Source organism: Leucobacter sp. gxy201 (assembly GCF_051043335.1).
Classification (GTDB): Bacteria; Actinomycetota; Actinomycetes; order Actinomycetales; family Microbacteriaceae; genus Leucobacter.
Map to the genome: position 1 here is coordinate 607,554 of NZ_JAMXWS010000001.1, position 22,118 is coordinate 629,671.

At 71.6% G+C, this 22,118-nt stretch carries 24 protein-coding genes; 15 read left to right on the plus strand and 9 right to left on the minus strand.

Annotated features, from left to right (window positions below; translation table 11 throughout):
• Position 1 precedes the first annotated feature (1 nt).
• Entirely contained in the window at positions 2 to 478 is a 477-nt protein-coding gene (locus NHL51_RS02760; protein ID WP_434141623.1) for a cation:proton antiporter regulatory subunit, read from the minus strand.
• A gap of 168 nt (positions 479 to 646) precedes the next feature.
• Between NHL51_RS02760 and NHL51_RS02765 the strand changes: the two genes are divergently transcribed.
• The gene (locus NHL51_RS02765; protein WP_434141685.1) at positions 647 to 1,423 is read left to right on the plus strand and encodes a glycerophosphodiester phosphodiesterase family protein; all 777 of its coding nucleotides are present in this window, start codon (positions 647 to 649) and stop codon (positions 1,421 to 1,423) included.
• Between the two features lie 46 nt (positions 1,424 to 1,469).
• Here the strand turns inward: NHL51_RS02765 and NHL51_RS02770 are convergent, their stop codons facing one another.
• Both NHL51_RS02770 and NHL51_RS02775 read right to left on the minus strand, forming a co-directional pair.
• Complete coding sequence (locus NHL51_RS02770) at positions 1,470 to 1,706, minus strand: hypothetical protein (RefSeq protein ID WP_434141624.1); 237 nt, start codon at positions 1,704 to 1,706, stop codon at positions 1,470 to 1,472.
• A gap of 151 nt (positions 1,707 to 1,857) precedes the next feature.
• Positions 1,858 to 2,844: a helix-turn-helix transcriptional regulator gene (locus tag NHL51_RS02775; RefSeq protein ID WP_434141625.1), complete on the minus strand. Its 987-nt coding sequence runs from the start codon at positions 2,842 to 2,844 to the stop codon at positions 1,858 to 1,860.
• Between the two features lie 179 nt (positions 2,845 to 3,023).
• Here NHL51_RS02775 and NHL51_RS02780 point away from each other — a divergent pair, with 179 nt between their 5' ends.
• The 8 genes from NHL51_RS02780 to NHL51_RS02815 all read left to right on the plus strand — a co-directional run bounded on the left by NHL51_RS02780 (position 3,024) and on the right by NHL51_RS02815 (position 9,596).
• Positions 3,024 to 3,353, plus strand: coding sequence for a hypothetical protein (locus tag NHL51_RS02780; RefSeq protein ID WP_434141626.1), 330 nt, complete (start codon positions 3,024 to 3,026; stop codon positions 3,351 to 3,353).
• 41 nt (positions 3,354 to 3,394) lie between these two features.
• On the plus strand, positions 3,395 to 3,787 hold the full coding sequence (locus NHL51_RS02785; protein ID WP_434141627.1) for a GntR family transcriptional regulator: 393 nt from the start codon (positions 3,395 to 3,397) through the stop codon (positions 3,785 to 3,787).
• A 63-nt stretch (positions 3,788 to 3,850) separates the two neighbouring features.
• Positions 3,851 to 5,392 carry an FAD-dependent oxidoreductase gene (locus tag NHL51_RS02790; RefSeq protein ID WP_434141628.1) on the plus strand — a complete coding sequence of 514 codons (1,542 nt, stop codon included), beginning with the start codon at positions 3,851 to 3,853 and terminating at the stop codon, positions 5,390 to 5,392.
• The gene (locus NHL51_RS02795; RefSeq protein ID WP_434141629.1) at positions 5,389 to 6,750 is read left to right on the plus strand and encodes an APC family permease; all 1,362 of its coding nucleotides are present in this window, start codon (positions 5,389 to 5,391) and stop codon (positions 6,748 to 6,750) included. Before NHL51_RS02790 ends, NHL51_RS02795 begins: the two co-directional genes overlap by 4 nt.
• Positions 6,751 to 6,860: 110 nt before the next feature.
• A complete protein-coding gene (locus tag NHL51_RS02800) occupies positions 6,861 to 7,106 on the plus strand; it encodes a hypothetical protein (protein ID WP_434141630.1) in 246 nt (81 codons plus the stop codon).
• On the plus strand, positions 7,099 to 8,253 hold the full coding sequence (locus NHL51_RS02805) for a carboxylate-amine ligase (protein WP_434141631.1): 1,155 nt from the start codon (positions 7,099 to 7,101) through the stop codon (positions 8,251 to 8,253). Before NHL51_RS02800 ends, NHL51_RS02805 begins: the two co-directional genes overlap by 8 nt.
• Before the next feature lie 130 nt (positions 8,254 to 8,383).
• A complete protein-coding gene (locus NHL51_RS02810; protein WP_434141632.1) occupies positions 8,384 to 8,641 on the plus strand; it encodes a Rho termination factor N-terminal domain-containing protein in 258 nt (85 codons plus the stop codon).
• Positions 8,642 to 8,714: 73 nt separating this feature from the next.
• Positions 8,715 to 9,596 (plus strand): SDR family oxidoreductase, encoded by an 882-nt coding sequence (locus NHL51_RS02815; protein ID WP_434141633.1) that lies wholly within the window; start codon positions 8,715 to 8,717, stop codon positions 9,594 to 9,596.
• Between the two features lie 48 nt (positions 9,597 to 9,644).
• Here the strand turns inward: NHL51_RS02815 and NHL51_RS02820 are convergent, their stop codons facing one another.
• Positions 9,645 to 9,953, minus strand: a complete 309-nt coding sequence (locus NHL51_RS02820) for a hypothetical protein (RefSeq protein WP_434141634.1) — start codon at positions 9,951 to 9,953, stop codon at positions 9,645 to 9,647.
• A gap of 41 nt (positions 9,954 to 9,994) precedes the next feature.
• Positions 9,995 to 10,321 (minus strand): hypothetical protein, encoded by a 327-nt coding sequence (locus NHL51_RS02825; protein WP_434141635.1) that lies wholly within the window; start codon positions 10,319 to 10,321, stop codon positions 9,995 to 9,997.
• A 186-nt stretch (positions 10,322 to 10,507) separates the two neighbouring features.
• Between NHL51_RS02825 and NHL51_RS02830 the strand changes: the two genes are divergently transcribed.
• Positions 10,508 to 11,743: an Nramp family divalent metal transporter gene (locus tag NHL51_RS02830; protein ID WP_434141636.1), complete on the plus strand. Its 1,236-nt coding sequence runs from the start codon at positions 10,508 to 10,510 to the stop codon at positions 11,741 to 11,743.
• Positions 11,744 to 11,927: 184 nt separating this feature from the next.
• On the opposite strand, the gene NHL51_RS02835 is transcribed toward NHL51_RS02830, so the two are convergent.
• The 3 genes from NHL51_RS02835 to NHL51_RS02845 form a co-directional block, all read right to left on the minus strand.
• The gene (locus NHL51_RS02835) at positions 11,928 to 13,076 is read right to left on the minus strand and encodes a DUF4190 domain-containing protein (protein ID WP_434141637.1); all 1,149 of its coding nucleotides are present in this window, start codon (positions 13,074 to 13,076) and stop codon (positions 11,928 to 11,930) included.
• 63 nt (positions 13,077 to 13,139) lie between these two features.
• A complete protein-coding gene (mscL, locus tag NHL51_RS02840) occupies positions 13,140 to 13,565 on the minus strand; it encodes a large conductance mechanosensitive channel protein MscL (RefSeq protein ID WP_434141638.1) in 426 nt (141 codons plus the stop codon).
• 80 nt (positions 13,566 to 13,645) lie between these two features.
• The gene (locus NHL51_RS02845) at positions 13,646 to 14,566 is read right to left on the minus strand and encodes a hypothetical protein (protein WP_434141639.1); all 921 of its coding nucleotides are present in this window, start codon (positions 14,564 to 14,566) and stop codon (positions 13,646 to 13,648) included.
• A 160-nt stretch (positions 14,567 to 14,726) separates the two neighbouring features.
• Between NHL51_RS02845 and NHL51_RS02850 the strand changes: the two genes are divergently transcribed.
• Positions 14,727 to 16,202 carry a GuaB1 family IMP dehydrogenase-related protein gene (locus NHL51_RS02850; protein ID WP_434141640.1) on the plus strand — a complete coding sequence of 492 codons (1,476 nt, stop codon included), beginning with the start codon at positions 14,727 to 14,729 and terminating at the stop codon, positions 16,200 to 16,202.
• Positions 16,203 to 16,233: 31 nt separating this feature from the next.
• Here NHL51_RS02850 and NHL51_RS02855 read toward each other — a convergent pair whose 3' ends face one another.
• The gene (locus tag NHL51_RS02855; RefSeq protein ID WP_434141641.1) at positions 16,234 to 16,785 is read right to left on the minus strand and encodes a DUF4190 domain-containing protein; all 552 of its coding nucleotides are present in this window, start codon (positions 16,783 to 16,785) and stop codon (positions 16,234 to 16,236) included.
• 156 nt (positions 16,786 to 16,941) lie between these two features.
• Here NHL51_RS02855 and thrC point away from each other — a divergent pair, with 156 nt between their 5' ends.
• From thrC to NHL51_RS02875, 4 genes are read left to right on the plus strand one after another with little or no spacing between them, the layout of a single operon-like run.
• Positions 16,942 to 18,372, plus strand: coding sequence for a threonine synthase (gene thrC / locus NHL51_RS02860; RefSeq protein WP_434141642.1), 1,431 nt, complete (start codon positions 16,942 to 16,944; stop codon positions 18,370 to 18,372).
• Between the two features lie 48 nt (positions 18,373 to 18,420).
• The gene (locus NHL51_RS02865; protein ID WP_434141643.1) at positions 18,421 to 19,605 is read left to right on the plus strand and encodes an AI-2E family transporter; all 1,185 of its coding nucleotides are present in this window, start codon (positions 18,421 to 18,423) and stop codon (positions 19,603 to 19,605) included.
• Positions 19,606 to 19,617: 12 nt separating this feature from the next.
• Positions 19,618 to 20,307 carry an ABC transporter ATP-binding protein gene (locus NHL51_RS02870; protein ID WP_434141644.1) on the plus strand — a complete coding sequence of 230 codons (690 nt, stop codon included), beginning with the start codon at positions 19,618 to 19,620 and terminating at the stop codon, positions 20,305 to 20,307.
• Positions 20,304 to 22,049 (plus strand): hypothetical protein, encoded by a 1,746-nt coding sequence (locus NHL51_RS02875; RefSeq protein ID WP_434141645.1) that lies wholly within the window; start codon positions 20,304 to 20,306, stop codon positions 22,047 to 22,049. The genes NHL51_RS02870 and NHL51_RS02875 overlap by 4 nt, the downstream gene beginning before the upstream one ends.
• Positions 22,050 to 22,118 lie beyond the last annotated feature (69 nt).

Here is a 22,118-nt window from a genome sequence, read left to right on the forward strand (position 1 = left end):
TCTAGCGTTCGTCCAGGATGGCGCGCACGAGGGCGAGAGCCTCGCTCGTGCCGACCGTGATGATCCGGTCGTCGCCCTGCAGCACGAATGCGGGGGTGGGCGAGGGGATGGCGTCGCCGTGGCGCAGCACCGCCACGATCGAGGCGCCCGTGCGGCTGCGCACCTGCATCGCGCCGAGAGCGGCGCCGTCGTACTTCGCGCCGCGCTCGATCTCGAACTTCTCGGTCGCGATGCCGTCGACCTGGTCGGAGAGGGCCGACAGCCGCTCGATCACGCGCTTCGTGCCGAGGAACTCGGCGAGTGTGTCGGCCTCGCCCGCCGAGAGCGAGATCGTCTGCGCGCACGCGTCGGGGTCGTCCTCGGCATATACGAGCAGGTCGCGGCGGCCGTTGCGGTGCGAGATGACGCCGACGCGCCTGCCGGTCGCGGTGAGGAAGTCGTCGCGGATGCCGATTCCGGGGAGCGGGGATTCGCTCACTTCGATGGATTCGTCGCCGTCCATGCGCTCTCGATTCGTTCGGGCGTCATCGCACCCGATCAGGTGCGGTTTCAGTATCGCACGAGCCCGGAGCTGTGGTCGCGCGCATCAGGATGTGGGATGCTGACAGCATTGCGCCCGCCCGCACCGCTCGAAGGAGGAGACGCCATGCCGCACCCGTACTTCGACCGCCCCGAACGGCCCCGCATCATCGCGCATCGCGGTTTCGTGCCGCCTGCGGCGGCGGCGCGCGGCATCGCCGAGAACACCCGGGCCGCGTTCGCCGAGGCGCTCGCCGCCGGCGCCGACTGCCTCGAGTCCGATTGCCACCTCACGAACGACGACGTCGTCGTGCTCTTCCACGACGACGATCTCGCCCGCGTATCGGGCGACCCGCGGAAGGTCGCCGAGGTGTCGCATCGCGAGCTCGCGCAGATCATGAGCGATCGCGGCGGGCTCCTGACCCTCTCCGAGCTGTTCGAGGAGTTTCCGGAGGCACGCGTGAACCTCGATGTGAAGGCTGCGGCGGCGGCCGACCCGGTGGGCAGGAGCATCGCCCCGCACGCGCACCGCACGCTCGTCACGAGCTTCTCCGACGAGTTCCGCCTGCGCGCCCTGCGCTCCGCTGCATGCGCCACGGGCAGCGAACGGCCGGCGACCTCGGCGGGGCGCGGCACGCTCATCAAGCTGCTGCTCGCGGTGCAGGTCGGGGCGCGGCGCCGTGCCGCACGTCTGCTCGAGGGTGTCGATGCGCTGCAGATTCCCGAACGCCAGGGATCGCTGAGCGTGTTCACGCCGCGACTCGTGGACGCGGCGCACGATGCCGGGGTCGAAGTCCATGTCTGGACGGTGAACGACCCCGACGACATGCGATCCCTGGCGCGCCGCGGCGCAGACGCCATCATCACCGACCGTACCGACCTCGCGCTCTCGACGCTGCGCTGAAGCCGCCCGGGGCCGCACCCGACGGGCGGCACCCCGGGCGACCACGCTAATAGTGGGCGGGCGGGTCGCTCACCGGGAAGGACTCCTCGCCCCACTCGTCGGCGAGGGCATCGGCGTGCTCGCGCTCCACCTGCGTCGAGCCGGGTCGTTCGGCGACATCGCCCTCGTGCCCGTGCGCGCGCTCGGCCCCGCCGTCGGAGCGCCGCTCGCGGTAGTCGCCCGGAGATGTGCCTTCCGTGCGCGGCTCGTCCGCGTGCTCGTTCGTCTGCTCGTTCGTCTGCATGCTGCCTCCCTCGTCTGCGTGGCGAGCGCGGTGCACAGTGCTGCGCCGTCGGCGCCGCTCAGCACCGCGCTCGGTGAGCAAGCCTAGAAAGCGGTCGTCGTGGCGTCGAGGGGGTTGCGCATCGGCGGCGCCATCGATTATCGGCCGGGGATCACCAGAACTGGTGCTGCTGGCGGCGCAGCAGCACCCGCGCATCCTCGCCGTAGGCCTCGTGGAAGGCCCGCGTGAACCGGGTCACGTTCGTGAAGCCCCAGCGGCCGCCGATCGCCGCCACCGAATCTCCCGGCTCGGCATCGAGCAGATCGGCGCGCGCGCCCGAGAGCCGAGCCCGTTTCAGTTCGGCGCTCGGAGTGGTGCCGAGCGCCCGCCTGAACGCCGCATGCAGGCCGCGCGTCGACATGTGCGCGGCGCGGGCCACATCGTCGATCGTGATCGCCTCGTGCGCGTGCTCCTCGATATATGCGACCGCCTGCCGCACGGCTCTGGGGGCGGCGAGCGTCTGCGCCGAGCGTTCGGCGGAGTCGCCGAAGGTGGTCGCGAAGCAGGCGAGCGTCGCCCAGAGCGCGTACCGCTGCAGGCCTGCCGACCAGAGCTGCGACGACTCGAACTCGAGCGCCCCCGACTCGTCGGTCTCGATCTGCAGCGCCGTCATCAGGTGGCGGAAGGTCGCGTCCCAGCGCCGGCTCGCCGCCTGGCCGATCGCCTCGGGCGATCGTGTCCGGAGCACGAGCCGGTCGTCGCCGGTGATCTGGCGCGCGAGCCGCTCGGCGTACCCGAGGTCGAACGCCATCGCCTGCACCCGGGCCGATCCCTCCCACACGGCGTCGACCGGGCGCCCGTCGGTGAGCCAGGGGCGGCCGGGCGGGAAGCTCGTGCGCTCGCTCCACATCTCGGCGCTCGGGCTCGTGAGCCGGCATGCGAAGAGCTGCCCCTCGGGGGCGACCGAGGCCCGGACATCGGCATGCAGCTCGTATTCGATCAGCGACAGGCCGGGCACCGACAGCGAAACCCACTGCAGCCGGCACTGCTGCTCGTCTGCCCGCAGCAGTTTCGCCGACGGTGCGAAATCGTTCCACACATCCTCGACCTCGGCTACCGAGTCGGACTCGACCCGCAGCAGTTCGGGAGCGGCCGTCATCCGCGCTGCTCCCGGTGCCGATGGCCTCCATGATTCCGACGTTCCCCCATGCCGCGAGCCTAGCGAGCGCAGCCGTGAAACGGACCGTATCGGCGCAGTCGGTGCCGATACTGTCAGGTTCAGCGCGTGTCCGAACGGGGCACGAACGACGTCGGCCGAGGTCTGCCACACTCGGCGATATGGGCTATCTGCTGCACGGAACATTGGAATACGAGTTCGAGGATCGGCTGCTCGCCCATCTGAAGACCGTCATCGGACAGAAGCTGAAGAAGCACGAGGGGTTCTACGTCAGCTGGACCAAGTCGGTGCAGGAGGGCGGCGGCAGGATGGCCCTCTGGGTCTCGACCGCGACGCAGCTCGGATTCCGCTTCTCGGGCAGTCGCCCGCCCGAGCTCAATATGCTCTGGATCACGGTCATGCTCGCCACCTCGCACGGAAACCGCGGCGTGCTCGTGATCCCGGAAGCGGAGGCGGAGTCCTTCGCCCGGAAGAACCCCGACCTGATCTGAGAGCGGGCGCCCGCAGGGCCTCCGCTCGCTAGGCTCGAACCATGCCGCCTCCCGCCGACGTCCTCGCGTTCTTCCGCATCGACCCCGCTGCCGCAGCGCCGCCATCGCAGCAGGTGCACGACGCCGTCATCGGAGCGGTCGCGGACGGCCGCCTCGTGCCGGGCGCGAAGCTGCCCACGACCCGGGGTCTCGCCGCGCACCTCGGCATCGCCGTGAACACGGTCGCCTCCGCCTACCGGCAGCTCGAAGCGGCGGCGATCGTCGAAGGGCGCGGCAGAGCGGGCACCTTCGTGCGGCTCGATGCCGGCGGCGACCCGGTCGAAGCGGAGGCGCGCCGGATCGCCGGCGACGCGGCCCGTGCGCTCGCCCGCCTCGGAATCGGGCGGGAGCGGGCCGCCGCGCTGCTCGGCGAAGCCTTCGCCGCCATCGACTGACCGCGAACCGGCGCCTTGTCAACGGGGTGATGCGAGGCGCCCGGGCCCTCTACCGTTTCGGCCATGACCACCGAGAACCCGACCCCCGAGACCATGACCTCGCTCTGGCGCATGACCGGGCCCCGCATCGAGACCGATGACTGGCGCGACGGGCGCGCCGACACCGTCGTCGTCGGCGCGGGCCTGACCGGGCTCGTGACGGCGGTGCTGCTCGCGCGGGCCGGCCGGAAGGTCGTCGTGCTCGAAGCGCGCACCGTCGGCGCGGTGACGACCGGCGGCACGACCGGCAAGCTGAGCCTGCTCCAGGGCACCGTGCTCTCGGACATCCGCGCCCACGACGGCGACGACGTGCTCCGCGACTACGTGGCGGCCAATCGGGAGGGCCAGGCCTGGCTGCTGCGCGAGCACGAGCATTGGGGCATCGACGTGCCGCGCCGGCGCGCGATCGTCTACGCGGCCGACCCGTCGGCCGTCGACGCCCTCGACGAGGAGCGCAGCGCCGCGCTCGCCGCCGGTCTCGAGCTCGGCACCACTCGGTCTCCCGATCTCCCGTTCGAGACGCACGGGGTGCTGACGCTCGACGGTCAGGCCCAGCTGCACCCCCTGACGATGCTCGCGGCGTTCGCGCGAGAACTGCGCGAGCGAGGCGGTCGCATCGTCGAGCACCAGCGGGTGCGCGACGTCGACGTCGATTCCCACGAGGTGGTCGTCAGCGCGGACGGCGGCATGCTCGCCGCCGAGAACTGCGTGCTCGCGACCGGCACCCCCATTCTCGACCGGGGCATGTACTTCGCGAAGATCGAGCCGTCGCGCTCGTACGCCGCCGCCTACCGCGTGGCTCCGGGAACGGCCCCCAGCGACATGTGCGTCTCGGTCGGCGACCCGCCGCGATCCCTGCGCACCGCGACCGGTCCGTCGGGGGAGGAGGTGCTCGTGGTCGGCGGGGGCGGCCACGTCACCGGCCGCTCGACCGATACCGCGGCCGAAGTCGCCGAGCTCGACGCTTGGGTGCGCGAGCACTTCTCCGTGCGCGAGCGCGTCGCGCTGTGGGCCGCCCAGGACTACCGCAGCCATTCGCGTCTGCCGTTCGCCGGAGAGATGCCGTGGGGGCGCGGCCGCGTGCATCTCGCCACGGGGTACAACAAATGGGGTATGACGAACGGCGTCGCCGCCGCGCTCGCGATCACCGCCGAGATGCTCGGCGGCCGTATGGACTGGGCGCGCGCCTACCATCACGACACGATCGGGCTGCGCACCGTCGCCGACACGTTGGAGGTGAATATCGGTGCAGGCTTGCATGCGGTCGGCGGCCGCGCCGCCGCGGCGCTGCAGCCCGAGAGCCCCGAGCCGCTCGGCGAGGGCGAAGGGCGGGTGCGGTACGGCGGCGGCAGGCCCGTCGCCGTCTCGCGCGTGAACGGCGAACTCTGCGCGGTGTCGGGGGTCTGCACGCACCTCGGCGGGGTGCTCAACTGGAACCGTGCCGAGCGCAGCTGGGACTGCCCGCTCCACGGCTCGCGCTTCACCGCGACCGGCGCGCGGCTCGAGGGCCCGGCGATCGCCGACCTCGAATGGCGCCCGCTGCCCGATGCGGAGGGCGGCGAATGACCCGGCAGGCCGCGCGGACCGCGGACGCGGGCCGGCTGAGACGCGCCATCACCGGGCCGCTGCTCTTCGCCTTCATCCTCGGAGACGTGCTCGGGGCGGGCATTTACGCGCTGATGGGAGTGCTCGCGGAGGAAGTGGGCGGGCTGCTCTGGGCCCCGCTCGTCGTCGCCCTGCTGCTCGCGCTGCTGACGGCCGGCTCGTACGCCGAACTCGTGACGAAGTACCCGCGTGCGGGCGGGGCCGCCGTGTTCGCGGAACGCGCGTTCCGCAGCCCGCTCGTGTCGTTCCTCGTCGGCTTCGCCATGCTCGCGGCCGGCGTGACCAGCGCGGCGGGTCTCGCCATCGCCTTCGCGGGCGACTACTTCAGCACGTTCGTCGACCTGCCCGTGCCCGTCGTCGCCATCGTGTTCCTCGCGATCGTCGCGGCGCTCAACGCCCGCGGTATTCGCGAATCGATGGGGGCGAACCTCGTGATGACCCTCGTCGAACTGAGCGGACTCGTCATCGTGATCGTCGCTGTCGCCGTCTTCGCGACCGGGGGCGGCGGCGATCCCTCGCGCGCCCTGCAGGCCCCGGCGGGCACGGGCACCGCAGGCGCCGTGCTCGCGGGCGCCATCATCGCCTTCTATTCGTTCGTCGGCTTCGAGACGTCGGCCAACGTCGTCGAAGAGGTGCGGCGCCCGTCCCGGGACTACCCCCGCGCCCTGTTCGCCGCCCTCGTCACTGCCGGAGTCGTCTACGCGCTCGTCGGGTGGGCGAGCGCCGTCGCGCTGCCGCCCGATGAATTGGTCGCGTCGAGCGGCCCGCTGCTCGCGGTCGTCGAAGCGACAGGGATCGGCGTGCCGGCATCGGTGTTCAGCCTGATCGCGCTCATCGCCGTCGCGAACGGCGCCCTGCTCACGATGATCATGGCGAGCCGCCTCGCCTACGGCATGGCGGAGCAGGGCCTCCTGCCGTCGGGCCTCGCGCGCGTGCTGCCGAAGCGCCGCACGCCGTGGGCCGCGATCGTCGTCACGACGGTCGTCGCGATGCTGCTCGTGCTCGTCGGCGACCTGGCCACGCTCGCCGAGACGGTCGTGCTCCTGCTGCTGTTCGTCTTCCTGAGTGCGAACGTATCGGTGCTCGTGCTGCGGCGCGACCGCGTCGATCACCCCCACTTCCGGGTCTGGAGCTTCGTACCCGTGCTCGGGGCGCTCTCGTGCATCGCGCTCATGACGCAGCAGCGCGGCGTCGTCTGGGCGTTCGCCGGAGTGCTCGTGGTCGTCGGGTGCGCGCTCTACGCCCTCGCCCGCTGGGGCGTTCGCCGCGAGCGGCGCTCCGCCCTAGCGGCCTCGGAGACCGCCCGTCAACCCCGGTGACGCACGGGCGACGGGCTCGTACGCTCGTGAGACACACGCCGGCGCATGCCGGTTCACGCCGCGCGACCCCCGTTCGCGCATCGCGCGGCCGAGAAGAGGAGGGCGGCGCCATGGCCGAGATCTGGGAGCAGAACGAGGAGGTCGACGAGGAGCACGAGCTCGTCGCGACCGACCACCGCGATCGCGACGAGGAGCTCGTCGACGCCGACGCAGAGCAGGAGGTCGAGACCGACGCCGACGACCCCAGAGACGCGCTCGCCGAGCTCGGGGAGGACGTCGCCTCGTCGCCGGCGCGGCGTGGGCACGACAACGACACGGACGACGAGGGCGACGAGAATGGGGACGGCCATGGATGAACGGCGGAACGAGCCGCGCAGATTCGGGGTCGAGGAGGAGTACCTGCTGCTCTCCGAAAGCGACGGCGCCCCCGTGGATCGCGCCGAGGAGACGATCGGCACGCTGCCCGAGCACGGCGACACCGCGTCGCGGGAGTTCTTCGCCAGCCAGCTCGAGACCGCGACCGGCATCTGCACGAGCGCGGCGCAGGCCGAGCACGAGCTCCGGGAGTTCCGCCGCACGGCCGCGGCCGCGGCGGCCGCCCGAGGGGCGATCGTCGCGGGCAGCGGGCTGCCGCCCGTCGGCGGCGACGTCGTCGGCACGGTGACGCCCGAGACGCGATACCGCGCGATCGACCAGGAAATGCGGGCCGCCGGGGCCTACCAGTACGTCACCGGCACGCACGTGCATGTCGAGGTGCCGTCGCGCGACGCCGGTGTGGCCGTGCTGCGGCACCTCGCCCGCTGGGCGCCCGCCCTGCTCGCGATGACTGCGAACTCGCCCGTCTGGTGCGGGGAGGCGACGGGGTTCGCGAGCTGGCGCTCGATCATGAGCCGCAACTGGCCGCTCACGAGCTATCCGCCGGAGTTCTTCGACGGCGCGGACTACGATGCATCGATCGCGGCGCTCGTCGAGAGCGGCGTGCTTCTCGACTCCGGTCTCGTGACGTGGCTCGCGCGCCTCTCGGAGCGCTACCCGACCGTCGAGCTGCGCATCGCCGACGCGCAGCTCTCGCCGCGCGAAGCGGTCGACTTCGCCGTCGTCGTGCGGGCCCTCGTCGAGCGCGCACTGCACGATATCGAGCACGGACTCGACCATCCGCGCATCGCACCCGGCCTGCTCGACGGCGCCATCTGGAACGCGGCCCGCAACGGCCTCGAGACCACGCTCGTCGACCCGGTAGCGGGGGAGTCGCTCCCCGCTTTCGACCTGCTCGAACGAATGATCGAGCAGGTTCGACCCGAGCTCGTGAGATTCGGCGACATGCCCCGAGTCGAGCACATGCTCGTGCGCCTCCGCGAGGAGGGCAGCCCGGCACGCCGCCAGATCGCCCGCTTCGCCGAGCGCGGCATTGCGGGGCTGCTCGAGCTCTACCGCGAGGGGTCGGAGTCGCCCCGCCCGCGTGCGCCCGAGCCGGAGGTCGAACCGTCGCTCGGCGCTCCGTAGCAATCGCGCCCGCGTGTCCGGTCGGCGGGGAAGCCGAGAGTACCCGCAGCCGCCGGCGTTGTCGAGGGGGTGCCGCGAGTCCGGTCGCGGGGCTACCGTCGATGCGAACCGAATATCGGAAGGAGTCGCCATGCCCACGCCCCAGCTGAAGGACGAAGAGCTCTACGAGCGTCTGCGGGAGGAGGGGAATTCGAAGGAGAAGGCCGCCCGCATCTCGAACGCCGCCGCGCGCGACGGCCGCCGAGCCGTCGGCAAGCGCGGGGGAGAGGCCGAGGATTACGACGAGCGCACGGTGCCCGAACTGCGGCAGCGCGCGAAGGAACTCGGTCTCACCGGCTACTCCAAGCTGCGCAAGCAGGAGCTCATTCAGAAGCTGCGCGAGCACTGAACCGCCGGCACTGGGCGGTCCGGACCGCTCCGCTCGCATCACGTCGACCGCCGACCCGAAGGAGCCATCGACGATGTCACCGAATCTCGACCCCCGTACCAAGCATCCCCGCCCGCCCTTCCCCGAACAGCGGCAGGACGGCCAGCCCGGCCTGACCGGGCGCATGCGCCCCGTCCCCGATCACGGCGAGGAGGAATACCGCGGCAATGCGAGGCTCGAGGGCCTCCGCGCCCTCGTCACGGGCGGCGACTCCGGCATCGGCCGCGCCGTCGCCATCGCCTACGCCCGCGAGGGCGCCGACGTCGCGATCAGCTACCTTCCCGAGGAGCAGACGGATGCCGACGAGACGCGCCGGCTGGTCGAGGAGGCCGGTCGCCGATGCGTGCAACTGCCCGGCGATCTGCGCGACGAATCGGTCTGCGTCGCGGCCGTCGCCGGCGCGGTCGACGAACTCGGCGGTCTTGAGGTGCTCGTGCTCAACGCGGGCACCCAGTACGAGCGCCGGCCCGACGTCGACATCACCCGCGAGCAGATCATGGAGGTGTTCGAAACCAACCTCGTCGCCCCGCTGCTGCTCATGCGGGAGGCCGCCCCGCATCTGCGCCCCGGCGCCTCGGTCATCGTCACCGCCTCGATCCAGGGGTTCTCGCCGAGCCCCGACCTGCTCGACTACGCCATGACCAAGTTCGCGCTCGTCGGGTTCACGCGCGCGCTCGCCGATGAGCAGGGGCGCCGCGGCGTGCGGGTGAACGCCGTCGCGCCGGGGCCCATCTGGACGCCGCTGATCCCCGCGACGGGCTGGGACGAGAAGCAGGAGCAGTTCGGCGGCGATACCCCGCTCGGCCGCCCCGGGCAGCCGGTCGAGGTCGCGGGGGCCTACGTGTACCTGGCCTCCGAGGACGCGTCGTACGTGTCGGGCATCGTGCTCCCCGTGACCGGCGGCAAGCACCTGTAGCTCAGTCGGCCGGAGCCATCGGCAGGATGTCGCGCAGCACCGCCGAGTTCAGGCCTCCGCGACAACGGATGCGTCGACGGGTTCGTCGACGCATCGCAGACCGCCCGCGGAGTTCGCGAGATCCCTGAGCTTCTCGAGCCAGGCGCGGTTGAGTTCGGGCGTCTCGGGCATGTCGAACTCGAAGTGCAGCGGGACGCTCGGGTGTAGCCAGACGCTGTGCTGCGTCGTCTCGGTATGCCAGGTCAGCGCGAGGGCCTCCTGCAGGGCGAATTTCGAGAGGATCACCGTGCGCAGATGCGTCAGCAGCCGGTCGTCGAATTCGAAGCTCTCGCCGAGGCCGTAGTGCAGATGTCCCATTCCCGTTCCTCCCTTGCATCGATGCGCGTGCGACCGCGCGGCTATGTCCTGTTCTTGCGGGCGTGGGCAGCGGCTTCCTCCTCCGACACCACGATGAGCCCGCGCGGCGTGTGCGAGAACTCGTGCAGCACCTCGAGCCACTCCTGATTGAGGGTCGGGCTGCGGCTGCCGGCGAAGCGGAAGGTGAGGGGGATGCTCGACGAGACCCAGATCGAGACCCGGCCCCCGCCGCGCTCGGCGGGGTTCACCCAGCTCAGCAGAAAGCTCTCCTGGCGGCGCAGTTTGCCCGTCATCACGATCTTCAGGTGCGCGAGCGTGCGGTCGTCGAACTCGAACTCCTGCCCGCTGCCGTAGTTCAGATGCCCCATGCGGTCATCGTGGCAGGCGAGGGTGTGAACCGGGTGTGAAGGGCCGACGCGCGCAAAATGAGAAAGTTCGCCATGGCGAACTTTTAATATGGTTGAATCGAAGTCAAGATGATCGGGCCGCAGTCGAGGCGGCATCGAGACCACCGGAAGAACCGGCGGGGTCTCTGCGGAAGGGGAGCGGGAATGATGAACGGCAGGGCGCGGACGACGCGCAGAAGCGGCGGGCTCGTCGGGCTGCTCGGGCCCGCATTCGTCGCGGCGATCGCCTACGTCGACCCCGGTAACGTCGCCGCCAACCTCTCGGCGGGGGCGAACTACGGCTACCTGCTGGTGTGGGTGCTCGTGCTGGCGAACGCGATGGCCGTCGTCGTGCAGTACCTGTCGGCCAAGCTCGGCCTCGTGACCGGTCAGAGCCTGCCCGAAGCGCTCGGCGCACGACTCTCGAGACCGGCACGACTGCTGTTCTGGGCGCAGGCCGAGCTCGTCGCCATCGCCACCGACCTCGCCGAAGTCGTCGGCGGGGCGCTCGCTCTCTACATCCTCTTCGACGTGCCGCTGCTGCTCGGCGGAGTCATCGTCGGCATCGCGTCCCTCGCGATCCTCGCGATGCAGCGCGCCGGGCAGCTGACCTTCGAACGCGTCATCCTCGCACTGCTCGCGGTCATCACGGTCGGCTTCGTCGCCGGTCTCGTCATCAGCCCGCTCGACTGGGGCGGCATCGCGGCCGGCATGATCCCGCGCTTCGAAGGCACCGCGACCGTGCTGCTCGCCGCGAGCATGCTCGGTGCGACCGTGATGCCGCACGCGATCTACCTGCACTCATCGCTCGCCAGGGATCGCCACGGCCGTCAGACGGACCCCGCACGCCTCGCGGGCCTGCTGCGCGCGACCCGGTGGGACGTCGGGCTCGCGCTGCTGCTCGCCGGCGGCGTGAACATCGCCATGCTGCTGCTCGCGGCCTCCTCGCTGCCGGGCGTCGCGGGCACCGACACGATCGACGGAGCCGCCGCGGCCATCACGGCGCACCTCGGGCCGGTGATCGGGGCGCTTTTCGGTATCGGGCTGCTCGCCTCGGGGCTCGCCTCGACGTCGGTCGGGTCGTACGCGGGCGCCGAGATCATGCGCGGTCTGCTGCACGTGCGCATTCCGCTCTTCACCCGGCGCCTGGTCACGCTCGTGCCGGCGCTCGTCGTGCTCGGCGTCGGGTTCGACCCGACGCGCGCACTCGTGCTCAGCCAGGTCGTGCTCTCGTTCGGCATCCCCTTCGCACTGATCCCGCTCATCGGCCTCACGAGCCGGCGATCCGTGATGGGGCGGTGGGCGAACGGGCCGGTGCTGCGCACCGTGGCGATCGCCGTGGCCGTGGCCATCGTCGCCCTCAACGCGCTGCTGCTCGTGCTCACCGCGCTCGGCGAGGCGTGAGGTCCGCCCCGGGCGCGTGAGCTCCCTCGGAGATGAGAGCTCACTCGGATGGATTCGTGCGGAAACGTCCGAACGAACTCGCAACTCTGAACGAGCTCACGCCCCAGGCCGAGCTTACGCAGCCGACCGAGCGCACGGCGCGGTTCAGGGCCCCGGCCCCGAACCGCGCCGAACGGATGACGGGTCAGCCGCGCTCGGCGATCGACTTCTCGAGGAAGTCTGCGAAGTCGCCGTCGCGCGCGAAGACGAACTCCTCGCCCGAGACGATCGCCGTCGGGGTGCCGGTGAGCTTCTGCGGCTGGTCGGCGGGCTGCAGCTCGCCGCCCGGGCCCTGCAGCTGCGCGCCATCGGCGAGCCCGACGAGACCGACCTGCGTGAAGACCGAGGTGTTGGTGCTGAAGAAGCCGCCGTAGGCGACGTTCTCGACGCAGGAGCGCAGCGGCCCTGCGGTGTCGGCGCCCGCATCCGCCGCGACCTGCAGCAGCTCCTCGTCATCGAGGCCGGGAGTCTGCTCCTCGGGCTGCACGGCGTCGCTCAGCAGTGCGGTGTGCACGGCGAGCGCCGCATCGGGGGCGTTCTCGACGGTGCAGGCGAAGAGGTTCGCCGCGCGCGTGGAGTAGTTCGTGCCCTGCGACATCGAGTCGAGGAAGTTGAGGGGCACGACCTGCAGCGTGATGTCGCCGGCATCGACGGCGGTCTCGAGGTCGTCGCCGTACTCGCCCTCGAACGCACCGCAGATGGGGCACATGTAGTCGACGTAGATCGTGACATCGACGGGGTCGCTGGTGCGATCGACGTCGAACGCGACGCGCTCGTCGCCGCTCGTCGACCCCTGCGAGATGAGCTCGCCGCCCGCGCCGAAGACGGCGCCGCCCGAGGCCATGCCTTCGGGGCCGTCCGTGGAGGCGGGAGCGGAGCCGGTCGGGCCGGGAGCGTCCGCGCCGGCGGCGGAGCCGGAGCCTGCGGGCGCCAGCACGATGAAGACGATCACGGCGATGACGGCCGTGATCTGCGCTGCGAGCACGACGTAGCCGATGATGACGCCGGCGAGTGCGAGGCCGCGCCCGCCCTCGCCCCGGCGCTTGATCTGCGACAGCGCGATGTGGCCGCAGACGATGCCGACGAGAGAGATGAAGAATGAGCCGACGAGCGCGATGATCGCGAGCGTGTTCGTCTTGCCGCGCGGCGGCTGCGCGTACGGGTGCTGCGGCGGCAGGCCCGGTGCGGGGGGCTGCGGTGCGCCGTGCGGGGCGGGCCGGCCGTCGGGAGGGGCGGCAGCCCCCTGCTGCGCGGAAGTGGGCTCAGCAGGGGGCTGCGTCGGGTCGAACGTCATGTCGGAGTCGCCTCAATAATCTCTAGGGGTGGGAAAATCGCGCGAACCCGAGTTCGCGTTCGGTCAGTGCTTGTGGTCGCCGCCGGTCGCGGGGGCCTGGCCCGTCGCCTCGGCCTGGGCGCGCAGCAGGTCGCGGATGTCGCTGAGCAGCTCCTGCTCGGTCGGCACCTCGGGCTCGTCGCTCTCGGGCTCGGGCCTGCGCATCTTGTTCATGGGCACCACGAACACGAAGTAGACGACGGCCGCGATGATGACGAAGTTGAGCACCGCGCCGATGACGGCGCCGAGGGCGAGCGAACCGCCGCCGGGCAGCGCGATCATGAGCGCGCCGTCGAGCGAGTCGGCCTTGAAGACCATGCCGATGATCGGGTTGATCAGCGAGTCGACGACCTTCTCGACGACGGTGTTGAAAGCTGCGCCGATGACGACGGCGACGGCGAGGTCGACGACGTTACCGCGGAGCAGAAATTCTTTGAATCCTTTGAGCATGCTTCTGCGTGTCCTTTTGCAAGAGTGTCAGTGTATCAGTGGGTATCGTCTGCGATGACTGTGCGTTTCGCCGACGAATGCTAGAGGCATTCCATCGAGTCGTCGATCGTCGCCGACAGCAGGTCGAGCATGCCGGTGGCGACATCGGCCTCGCTCGCGCTCGAGTCCTTGGCGAGCGCGAGGTAGTCCTGGTAGACCGACTGGTTGGGGCTCTGGTGCGACGCGAGCTCCTCGACCGCGTCGATCACGGCCGCATCCTTCGGGTCGGAGGAGCTGCCGCTCGCGCTGAAGTAGTCGTCGAGCGCGGTGCAGAACTCCGCAGTGTACTCGCCCGAGGCAGTGCCCGAATCGCTCGTGCTGCCCTCGGTCGACGAGGCGTCAGCGCTGCCCTCGATCTCCATCTCGCTCGAGAGCTCATCGAGCTGCGAGCTGTACTCGTCGATGGCGCTGCCCGCCTGCGAGAAGGCGATGCTCCACAGCACGATGGAGGCGATGCCGATGAGCACGGCGACGCCGCCCATGATGAGGCCGGTGAGCGACATGCCCTTCGACTGGCGCTTGTTCAGGGCGATGAAGCCGAGCACGACCGCGGCCGCGCCGACGAGAATCGTGATGATGCCGCCGACGAACGGCAGCCAGCCGAAGATGAGACCGCCGACGACGCCGACGATGCCGAGGATCAGCGCGGTGATCGCCAGCCCCTTCGAGGCCGCCGGTGCGGGGCCGTACGGGGGGCGCGGGGCGCCGGGACCGCCGGGCGCGCCCGGGGAGCCGGGACCGCCCGGGGCCTGCGGAGCGCCGGCGAATGCGGGTGCCGGCATCTGCGGTGCGGCGGGGGCCTGGGGCGCCTGCGGTGCAGGCGGCTGCGGAGCCTGGTACTGCGGGGCGGGAGGCGCTGCGGGCGCCGCCGGGGGCTGCGGTGCACCTGCGTCGGGTGCTGGCGCGCCGCCCTCGGAAGGCATGTTCTGGGCGCCTTCGTCGGTCGGGTTGTTGTCAGACATTTCCGTCTCCTCAAAACTATTGCGTACTCTCCCCGTCGGGCGCGGGACCTGCGGCGGGGCGGGCTGAGTGGGACGGACGGGAGCCGCCGCACAGTTCAATCCTATATATCGGAAAAACGCCTGAAGCGAACCCCGGGCCCGGAACGGCTAGTTTGGAAACATGGAATTCATCGGTGCGCAGCCCTCGGTCGACCTCACCTATTCGGACGTGTTCCTGGTACCGCGGCACTCGGAGCTCGGCAGTCGGCTCGCCGTCGATCTCGCACCGCGCGACGGCACACCCGCCACGGTGCCGCTCGTCGCATCGAACATGAACTCGGTGACCGGGCCCCGCCTCGCGGCCGTGCTCGCCCGTCGCGGAGGCCTCGCGGTGCTGCCCCAGGACCTCTCGCTCGAAGGCACCGAGCGGGCCATCCGGTGGGTCAAGGAGCAGCCGGCCGAGGTCGACACCCCGATCGCGCTCGGCGAGGCGCAGACCGCGGCCGATGCGCTCGGGCTGATTCCGCGCGCCGAGGGGCAGAGCGTCGTCGTCGTGATCGGCGACCCCGCCGAGACCCCCATCTCGGCCGAGCGGGTGCGCGGCATCCTCTCGTCCGAGCGGCTCGCGGGCGTTCCGGCCGACGCGCGCCTCGGCGATCTCATCCAGGGATCGCCCGCGCTGCTCGACGCATCGCTCGTCGCGGACCCGCGCGAGACGTTCGACGCGGTCGACGCCGCCCTCTCGGGCAGCGCGGACGGCGCCGTGGGCGTCGTCGACGGCGGCGCGCTGCTCGGCACCCTGTCGCTGCGCTCGGCACTGCGGCGTTCGATCTACCGCCCGGCGCTCGACGGCGATGGGCGGCTCGCCGTCGCGGCGGCCGTCGGCATCAACGGCGATGTGGCGGGCAAAGCGCGATCCCTGGCCGCCGCCGGAGCCGATGCCCTCGTCGTCGACACCGCCCACGGCCACCAGGCGGGCATGCTGCGCGCGCTGCGCGCCGTCGCCGAGCTCGACCTCGGTCTGCCCATCGTCGCGGGCAACATCGTCACCGCCGACGGCGTGCACGACCTCGTCGAGGAGGGCGCGAGCATTCTCAAGGTCGGTGTCGGCCCCGGTGCGATGTGCACCACCCGCATGATGACCGCAGTCGGCCGCCCCCAGTTCTCGGCCGTGCTCGAGACCGCGCAGGCCGCGCGCGAGCTCGGCGCCCACGTCTGGGCCGACGGCGGCGTTCGCTACCCCCGAGATGTCGCGCTCGCCCTCGCCGCCGGTGCGGCCTCGGTCATGATTGGCTCGTGGTTCGCCGGTACCGCCGAGTCGCCCGGCGAGCTGCTCTCCGACGCCGAAGGCCGCCAGTACAAGGAATCGTGGGGCATGGCCTCGACGAAGGCCGTGCAGGGCCGCTTCGGGGGTCTCGAGGCATTCGAGCGGGCACGCAAGGAGCTCTTCGCCGAGGGCATCTCGTCATCGAAGATCTACCTCGACCCGCAGCGGCCGAGCGTCGAGGATCTCGTCGACATGATCACCTCGGGAGTGCGCTCCTCGCTCACCTATGCGGGGGCCGCGACGCTGCAGGAGTTCCACGTGCGCGCGCACGTCGGGCTGCAGTCGGCCGCCGGTTACGAGGAGGGCAAGGCGCTGCCCGTCTCCTGGTAGCCCGCGCACCGCCCCGGGGCCTCGCCCGAGCTCAGAGCGCGGCCGCGCCGACCCCGAGCGCGATGGCGACGATGGTGCCGAGGGTGAACTGGATGACCGTTACGAAGATGCCGATGTAGAACCCGGCCATCGCGAAGCCGACGCCGCGCAGCCCGCGATTGCCGATCTGCTTCGACGCGATGAGCCCGAGCACGACGCCGAGGATGCCGATGAAGAACGACGAGATGAACGCCCAGACCGCCATCCGGCTCATCGGCGGGCGCACGCCCATCTGCTGGTACGCGTAGGGGGAGTACATGGCGGCCTGCGGAGGCGGCGGCGTCTGACCGGTGAGCCCGCCCGTCGGCTGCAGCGGCGTGTGCCGGGGCTGCATGTAGTGCGGCAGGAGTTCGGGCGCCGTGTACTGCGGCTGGCCCGTGGGCACCTGGGGCGGCGCCGGCTGCTGCGCGTACGGCTGCTGCTGGGGGTAGGGCTGCTGAGCGTACGGCTGCTGCTGGGGGTAGGGCTGCTGCGCGTACGGCTGCTGCTGGGGGTAGGGCTGCTGAGCGTACGGCTGCTGGCCCGGCTGCGTCTCGTCGCCCATGCCCGGTGCTCCTTCTGGTTCGCGGTCGTCTCGGAGAGACAGCCTAGAACACCGGGCTCCGCTGCGGCGGGAAGCTGAGTGCATGCCGTGCCCTCTATCCTTGTTTGTCGGCGGCACCTGCCAGAATGGATGCAGGTTCGATACAAGGAGTGTTCGGTGAAGTACATCTCGACCCGCGGCGGCATGGCCCCCGCGCCCTACAGCGCGATTCTGCTCGAGGGGCTCGCGACCGACGGCGGGCTCGTCGTGCCCGAGACGGTGCCGCAGGTGGATTCCGAGCAGATCGAGTCGTGGCGCTCGCTGACGTACCCCGAACTCGCGACCGAGGTGCTGAGCTTCTACGCGACTGATATTCCCCGCGACGACCTCGCCCGCATGTGCGCGGCGGCGTACGCGCCGGCCGGATTCGTCGCCGAGGAGATCGTGCCCGTCACCGAGCTCGAAGACGGCATTCTGCTCGTCGGCCTCTCCGAAGGCCCGACGCTCGCGTTCAAGGACATGGCGATGCAGTTCCTCGGGCAGTCGCTCGAGTACGTGCTCGCGCGGAGCGACCGTGCGCTCAACATCATCGGCGCGACGTCGGGCGACACCGGCTCCGCCGCCGAGTACGCACTGCGCGGCAAGGCGGGCATCGGCGTGTTCATGATGTCGCCGCAGGGCCGCATGAGCGATTTCCAGCGGGCGCAGATGTACTCGCTCACCGACGACAACATCCACAACATCGCCATCGATGGCGTCTTCGACGACTGCCAGAACCTCGTGAAGGCGCTCTCGAGCGACCTCGAGTTCAAGCGCGCGCACGAGCTCGGCACCGTGAACTCGATCAACCTGGGCCGCATCTCGGCGCAGATGGTCTACTACTTCTGGGCGTGGCTGCGGGCGACCGACGCCGTCGCCGAGGGCGATCGCGCCGCCTTCGAGGTGTCGGTGACCGTGCCGTCGGGCAACTTCGGCAACATCCTCTCGGGCCACCTCGCGAAGGCCATGGGGCTGCCGATCCGCCGCCTCGTGCTCGCCGCGAACGAGAACAACGTGCTCGACGAGTTCTTCCGCACCGGCATCTACGCGCCGCGCTCGGCCGCCGACACGCACGCCACCTCGAGCCCGTCGATGGACATCTCGAAGGCTTCGAACCTCGAGCGCTTCATCTTCGACCTGCTCGGCCGCGACCCCGAGCGCCTCGCCGCCGCCTGGCGCGAGCTCGATGAGACCGGCCGCATCGACCTCTCGGCAGAGCTGCCCCGCTTGGAGACCGAGTTCGGATTCCAGAGCGGCACCAGCACGCACGCCGACCGCGTCGCCACCATCCGCTCGGTGTACGAGGCGAGCGGCACGCTCATCGACCCGCACACCGCCGACGGCGTGAAGGTCGCGCGCGAGCACGTCGAGGCGGGCGTGCTGATGCTCGTGCTCGAAACGGCGAAGCCCGAGAAATTCCCCGAGATCGTGCTCGAGGCGACGGGGCAGCGCATCGGCATGCCCGAGCACCTCGCCGGGCTGCTCGATCTGCCGCAGCACGTGACCGAGATGAACGACGACGAGGCCCAGCTGCGCGCATTCATCGCGCAGCACGCCGTACAGAGGTAGCGGGGCACGGCGCACCGCGCAATCCGAACACCGAGACCGAGGAGTTCCATGAGCGAGCAGCACCACATCGAACATCCGAACACCGCGCAGCCGAGCCGGGCCCGTTCGCTCTGGGTCGACGGATTCGGGATGCTCGCGACGCGATCCCTGCAGATTCTGATCGTGCTCGCGCTCACGGCGCTGCTGATCATCGGGCTGCGCGAACTCACCACCGTGGTCATCCCGATTCTGCTCGCCCTCATCTTCGCCAGCGCCTTCGCACCCGTCATGCGCGTGCTGCGCCGCCGCATGCCCGCCGCGCTCGCGACGGTCGTCGTGCTCGTCGCCATCATGGTGCTGCTCACTGCGATCGGCTGGCTCATCGTCTGGGCGGTGCGCGACCAGTGGGACGACCTGTCGTCGCAGGCTCAGGACGGTTTCGCGCAGGTGCTCGACTGGGTGAAGACCCTGCCTTTCGCGCCCGACCACGACCAGCTCATGGAGTGGCGCAACACCGTCGTCGACTTCCTGACGAGCTCGAAGTTCGGCTCGGGCGCGCTCGCCGGCGCCGGCGTCGTCACGAACTTCGTGACCGGGCTCGTGCTCATGGTCGTCGTGCTCTTCTTCTTCCTGAAAGACGGCCCGCAGCTGTGGAGCTTCGTGCTGCGCCCGTTCACCGGAGAGGCCCTGGCGCGCGCCCGCCGCGCCGGCGCGAAGACCGTATCGACGCTCGGCTCGTACGTGCGCGGCACCGCGGCCGTCGCCGCCGTCGACGCGATCGGCATCGGCATCGGCCTCATGATTCTGCAGGTGCCCCTCGCGCTGCCGCTCGCAGTGCTCGTGTTCGTGCTCGCGTTCATCCCGATCGTCGGCGCGACGCTCGCCGGCACCCTCGCGGCACTCGTCGCACTCGTCGCCAACGGCCCGGTCAGTGCGCTGCTCGTCATCGGCGTCGTCGTGCTCGTCAACCAGCTCGAGGGCAACTTCCTGCAGCCCGTGCTCATGGGGCGCGCGCTGAAGCTGCACTCGCTCGTCATTCTGCTCGCGCTGACCATCGGCACCGTGCTGAGCGGTATTCTCGGCGCCGTGCTCGCAGTGCCGATCGCGGCGGTCGCGTGGGGCATCATCCAGGTATGGGAGCCGCCGGAGCGCACCGCCGTCACCGCGGACGGCGCAGAGGAACCGGGGGATTCCGGCGACGACGCGGCCCTCGGGTCGCCGGCGAAGCCGTTCCGCCCGCACGAGACCGCCTGAGGCGCTCGAACGATGCACGAGCCGGCGCCGGTGCTCTCGGCCTCGAACGCCGAGGTCGTGATCGATGGCGCCGTGCTGCTGCCGCCGACCTCGATCGCCCTCGACGCGGGCCGCAGCGTCGCGGTGCGCGGGCCGAACGGGGCCGGCAAGACGACGCTGCTGCGCGTGATCGCGGGCCGACTGCGCCCGAGCGGAGGCACGGTGTCGCTCTTCGGCGGCCGCCTCGACGACCGCGACCCCGCCGTGCGCACCCACATCGCGGCGCTCATCGAGCCGCCGGTGCTCTACCCCGATCTCACGGTGCACGACCACCTCGCGCTCATCGAGGCCGCCTGGGAGGCCGCGGGCGCGGGGGCCGGGCCGGCACCCGCGTGGCCGGGCCTCGGCTCGACGGCGCTCGACCGCTTCGGGCTGACGGGGCTCGCCGAGCGCTTCCCGAACGAGCTCTCGAGCGGGCAGCGGCAGCTCGTCTCGCTCGCGGTGACCTTCGCGCGCCCCGCAACGGTGCTGCTGCTCGACGAGCCCGAGCAGCGGCTCGACCTCGACCGGCGATCCCTGGTCGCCGATGCGCTGCTCGACGCCCGTACGCACGGCGCCGCGATCGCGTTCGCCTCGCACGATGCGGCCCTCGTGGCGCGCGTCGCCGATGCTGAGACCGTGGTCGGCGAGCCCCGCGCACGCGGAGGCGCGGAGGCCGCGTGAATCGCGCACGCGAGGCGGGGCCGCGGCCGGAAGCAGGCGGCGGGACCCGCCGGGGGAATGCTGCGGTCGACCGTCGGCGCATCGCCGGTGCACGGCGGGTGCTGCGCGGGCGCGGGCGCCGCTTCACGGCCTCCGACCTCGCCTACCGCCTCTACATGGGGGCGCTGCTCGCGCTGATCATCGTCGCGCCCGTGGTGCGGGCCGGCGTGCTCTGGCTGCAGCGCGAGCTGCAGCAGCCGGATGCGGGGGCAGGCACAGAGGTCGGCAGCGCGGCGCTCGCCGATGCGGGCGCGCTCACCTCGTTCGGCGCGCTCGCGCCCGCGCTCACCGCCGCCACCGTGCTGCTCGTGCTCGCCGGGTCGCGCATCGGCCCCGCCCGCGCGACGCTTCCGCAGCTCGACCTCGTCTTCGTCGCGCCGATCTCGCGCGCCCGCCTGCTGCGCCCGACCGTCGCGCGCTGGCTCGGTCTCGGCGCCGGCCTGGGTGCGATCGTCGCGGGCATCGGCATCGCCGCCCGCGCACTGCACGAGCCACCCGGCTGGGGCGAGGCGCTGTGGCTGCTGGCCGCCTGCGCCTCGGCGGGCATCCTCATGGCAGCGGCCCCGCTCGCGGGCCAGCTCGGGCGGCGCACGCGCGCCGTGGCAGCGACTCTGCTGCTCGCGCTGGCCGCGACCCAGGCCTGGCTCGCGGCGCAGGGGTGCCCCGGCCTGCTGCACGATCCCTGGTCGCACGCCGCGGGCCTGCTGCTCGGAGGCGCCCCGCAGCCCGTCGCCGGTCTCGGGGCGGTGCTCGCGGCAGCGATCGTCGCCGTGCGCGCGCCCGCGGTCGCGGCGCGTCTGCCGTGGGAGCAGCTGCGCACCGCGGCACTGCAACTCGACACGGTGCAGACGCTCGTGCTCTCGGGCGACCCCGGAGCAGGCCTCGCGCGTCTCGGCGCCCCCGTGCGGCTCGGTCGTCGCGTCAGGCTGCGAGTCGGCGGCTCGCGCCCGGGCGGTCTCACCGCCATGATCCTCACCAGGGATCTCCTCGGCATCGCCCGCACCCCCGGTCGCAGCTCGCTCGGCGCCCTCGGCATCTTCGCCGCGGGTGCGCTCTGGTCGGCGGCGGTCGGCAGCCTCGCCGCGGGCGTGCCCGAGACCGGCGAGCGGTTCCTCCTGCCCTACGCCGCCTCCGCGCTCCTCGGTGCCGTCTCGATGCTGCTCGCCTACCTCTCTGCTGCGCCCTGGTGCCGGGGCCTTGCCACCGCGGCGCAGGGGAGCGGGTTGCCGCCCCTGCTGCCCTCGTCGCCCGCGCTGCTGATCGTTCGTCACGCAATCGCGCCCGCCGTGCTCGCGGTCGCCGCCCTCGGCGCGGGAGCGCTGGCCGCCTCGGTCGCGCTCTCCGGGGACACGAATGCAGTGGCGGGCGCCGACATCGCCGCGCTCGTCGTCTCTGCAGCGCTCGCGGCCACCGTCGCCGTCGGTCTGCGCGCCTCGACGGCCTTGAAAGGGCCGATCCCGCTGCGCCTGCTCGCCCCGGTGCCGACGCCCGCCGGCGACGCGTCGGGCATCAACGTGCTGCTGTGGACCCTCGACGGCCAGTTCTTCGCGCTCTTCCTCGGCGCCGGCCTCGCCGTCGTCTGGGCGCTCACCGTCGCGGGCGTCGTCGGATTCGCGGCAGCGCTCGTCGTCTCGGCCCTCGTGCTCGCGGGCGTCGTGGTCTCGGCCGCCGTGCGCCTGGGGCGGCCCGCGAACGCGGCATAGGGCGCGGGCCCGGCGGGCTCCGTGGCACCCCGGAAACAGCGGTCGAATCCGGGCGAGAAGCGCGGAATC

Excerpts from the sequence above, each read along its gene's own strand:
- NHL51_RS02765 (WP_434141685.1), top strand. The coding sequence starts at position 647 with ATGCCGCACCCGTACTTCGACCGCCCCGAACGGCCCCGCATCATCGCG.
- NHL51_RS02770 (WP_434141624.1), bottom strand. The coding sequence starts at position 1,706 with ATGCAGACGAACGAGCAGACGAACGAGCACGCGGACGAGCCGCGCACG.
- NHL51_RS02775 (WP_434141625.1), bottom strand. The coding sequence starts at position 2,844 with ATGACGGCCGCTCCCGAACTGCTGCGGGTCGAGTCCGACTCGGTAGCC.
- NHL51_RS02780 (WP_434141626.1), top strand. The coding sequence starts at position 3,024 with ATGGGCTATCTGCTGCACGGAACATTGGAATACGAGTTCGAGGATCGG.
- NHL51_RS02785 (WP_434141627.1), top strand. The coding sequence starts at position 3,395 with ATGCCGCCTCCCGCCGACGTCCTCGCGTTCTTCCGCATCGACCCCGCT.
- NHL51_RS02790 (WP_434141628.1), top strand. The coding sequence starts at position 3,851 with ATGACCACCGAGAACCCGACCCCCGAGACCATGACCTCGCTCTGGCGC.
- NHL51_RS02795 (WP_434141629.1), top strand. The coding sequence starts at position 5,389 with ATGACCCGGCAGGCCGCGCGGACCGCGGACGCGGGCCGGCTGAGACGC.
- NHL51_RS02800 (WP_434141630.1), top strand. The coding sequence starts at position 6,861 with ATGGCCGAGATCTGGGAGCAGAACGAGGAGGTCGACGAGGAGCACGAG.
- NHL51_RS02805 (WP_434141631.1), top strand. The coding sequence starts at position 7,099 with ATGGATGAACGGCGGAACGAGCCGCGCAGATTCGGGGTCGAGGAGGAG.
- NHL51_RS02810 (WP_434141632.1), top strand. The coding sequence starts at position 8,384 with ATGCCCACGCCCCAGCTGAAGGACGAAGAGCTCTACGAGCGTCTGCGG.
- NHL51_RS02815 (WP_434141633.1), top strand. The coding sequence starts at position 8,715 with ATGTCACCGAATCTCGACCCCCGTACCAAGCATCCCCGCCCGCCCTTC.
- NHL51_RS02820 (WP_434141634.1), bottom strand. The coding sequence starts at position 9,953 with ATGGGACATCTGCACTACGGCCTCGGCGAGAGCTTCGAATTCGACGAC.
- NHL51_RS02825 (WP_434141635.1), bottom strand. The coding sequence starts at position 10,321 with ATGGGGCATCTGAACTACGGCAGCGGGCAGGAGTTCGAGTTCGACGAC.
- NHL51_RS02830 (WP_434141636.1), top strand. The coding sequence starts at position 10,508 with ATGAACGGCAGGGCGCGGACGACGCGCAGAAGCGGCGGGCTCGTCGGG.
- NHL51_RS02835 (WP_434141637.1), bottom strand. The coding sequence starts at position 13,076 with ATGACGTTCGACCCGACGCAGCCCCCTGCTGAGCCCACTTCCGCGCAG.
- mscL (WP_434141638.1), bottom strand. The coding sequence starts at position 13,565 with ATGCTCAAAGGATTCAAAGAATTTCTGCTCCGCGGTAACGTCGTCGAC.
- NHL51_RS02845 (WP_434141639.1), bottom strand. The coding sequence starts at position 14,566 with ATGTCTGACAACAACCCGACCGACGAAGGCGCCCAGAACATGCCTTCC.
- NHL51_RS02850 (WP_434141640.1), top strand. The coding sequence starts at position 14,727 with ATGGAATTCATCGGTGCGCAGCCCTCGGTCGACCTCACCTATTCGGAC.
- NHL51_RS02855 (WP_434141641.1), bottom strand. The coding sequence starts at position 16,785 with ATGGGCGACGAGACGCAGCCGGGCCAGCAGCCGTACGCTCAGCAGCCC.
- NHL51_RS02865 (WP_434141643.1), top strand. The coding sequence starts at position 18,421 with ATGAGCGAGCAGCACCACATCGAACATCCGAACACCGCGCAGCCGAGC.
- NHL51_RS02870 (WP_434141644.1), top strand. The coding sequence starts at position 19,618 with ATGCACGAGCCGGCGCCGGTGCTCTCGGCCTCGAACGCCGAGGTCGTG.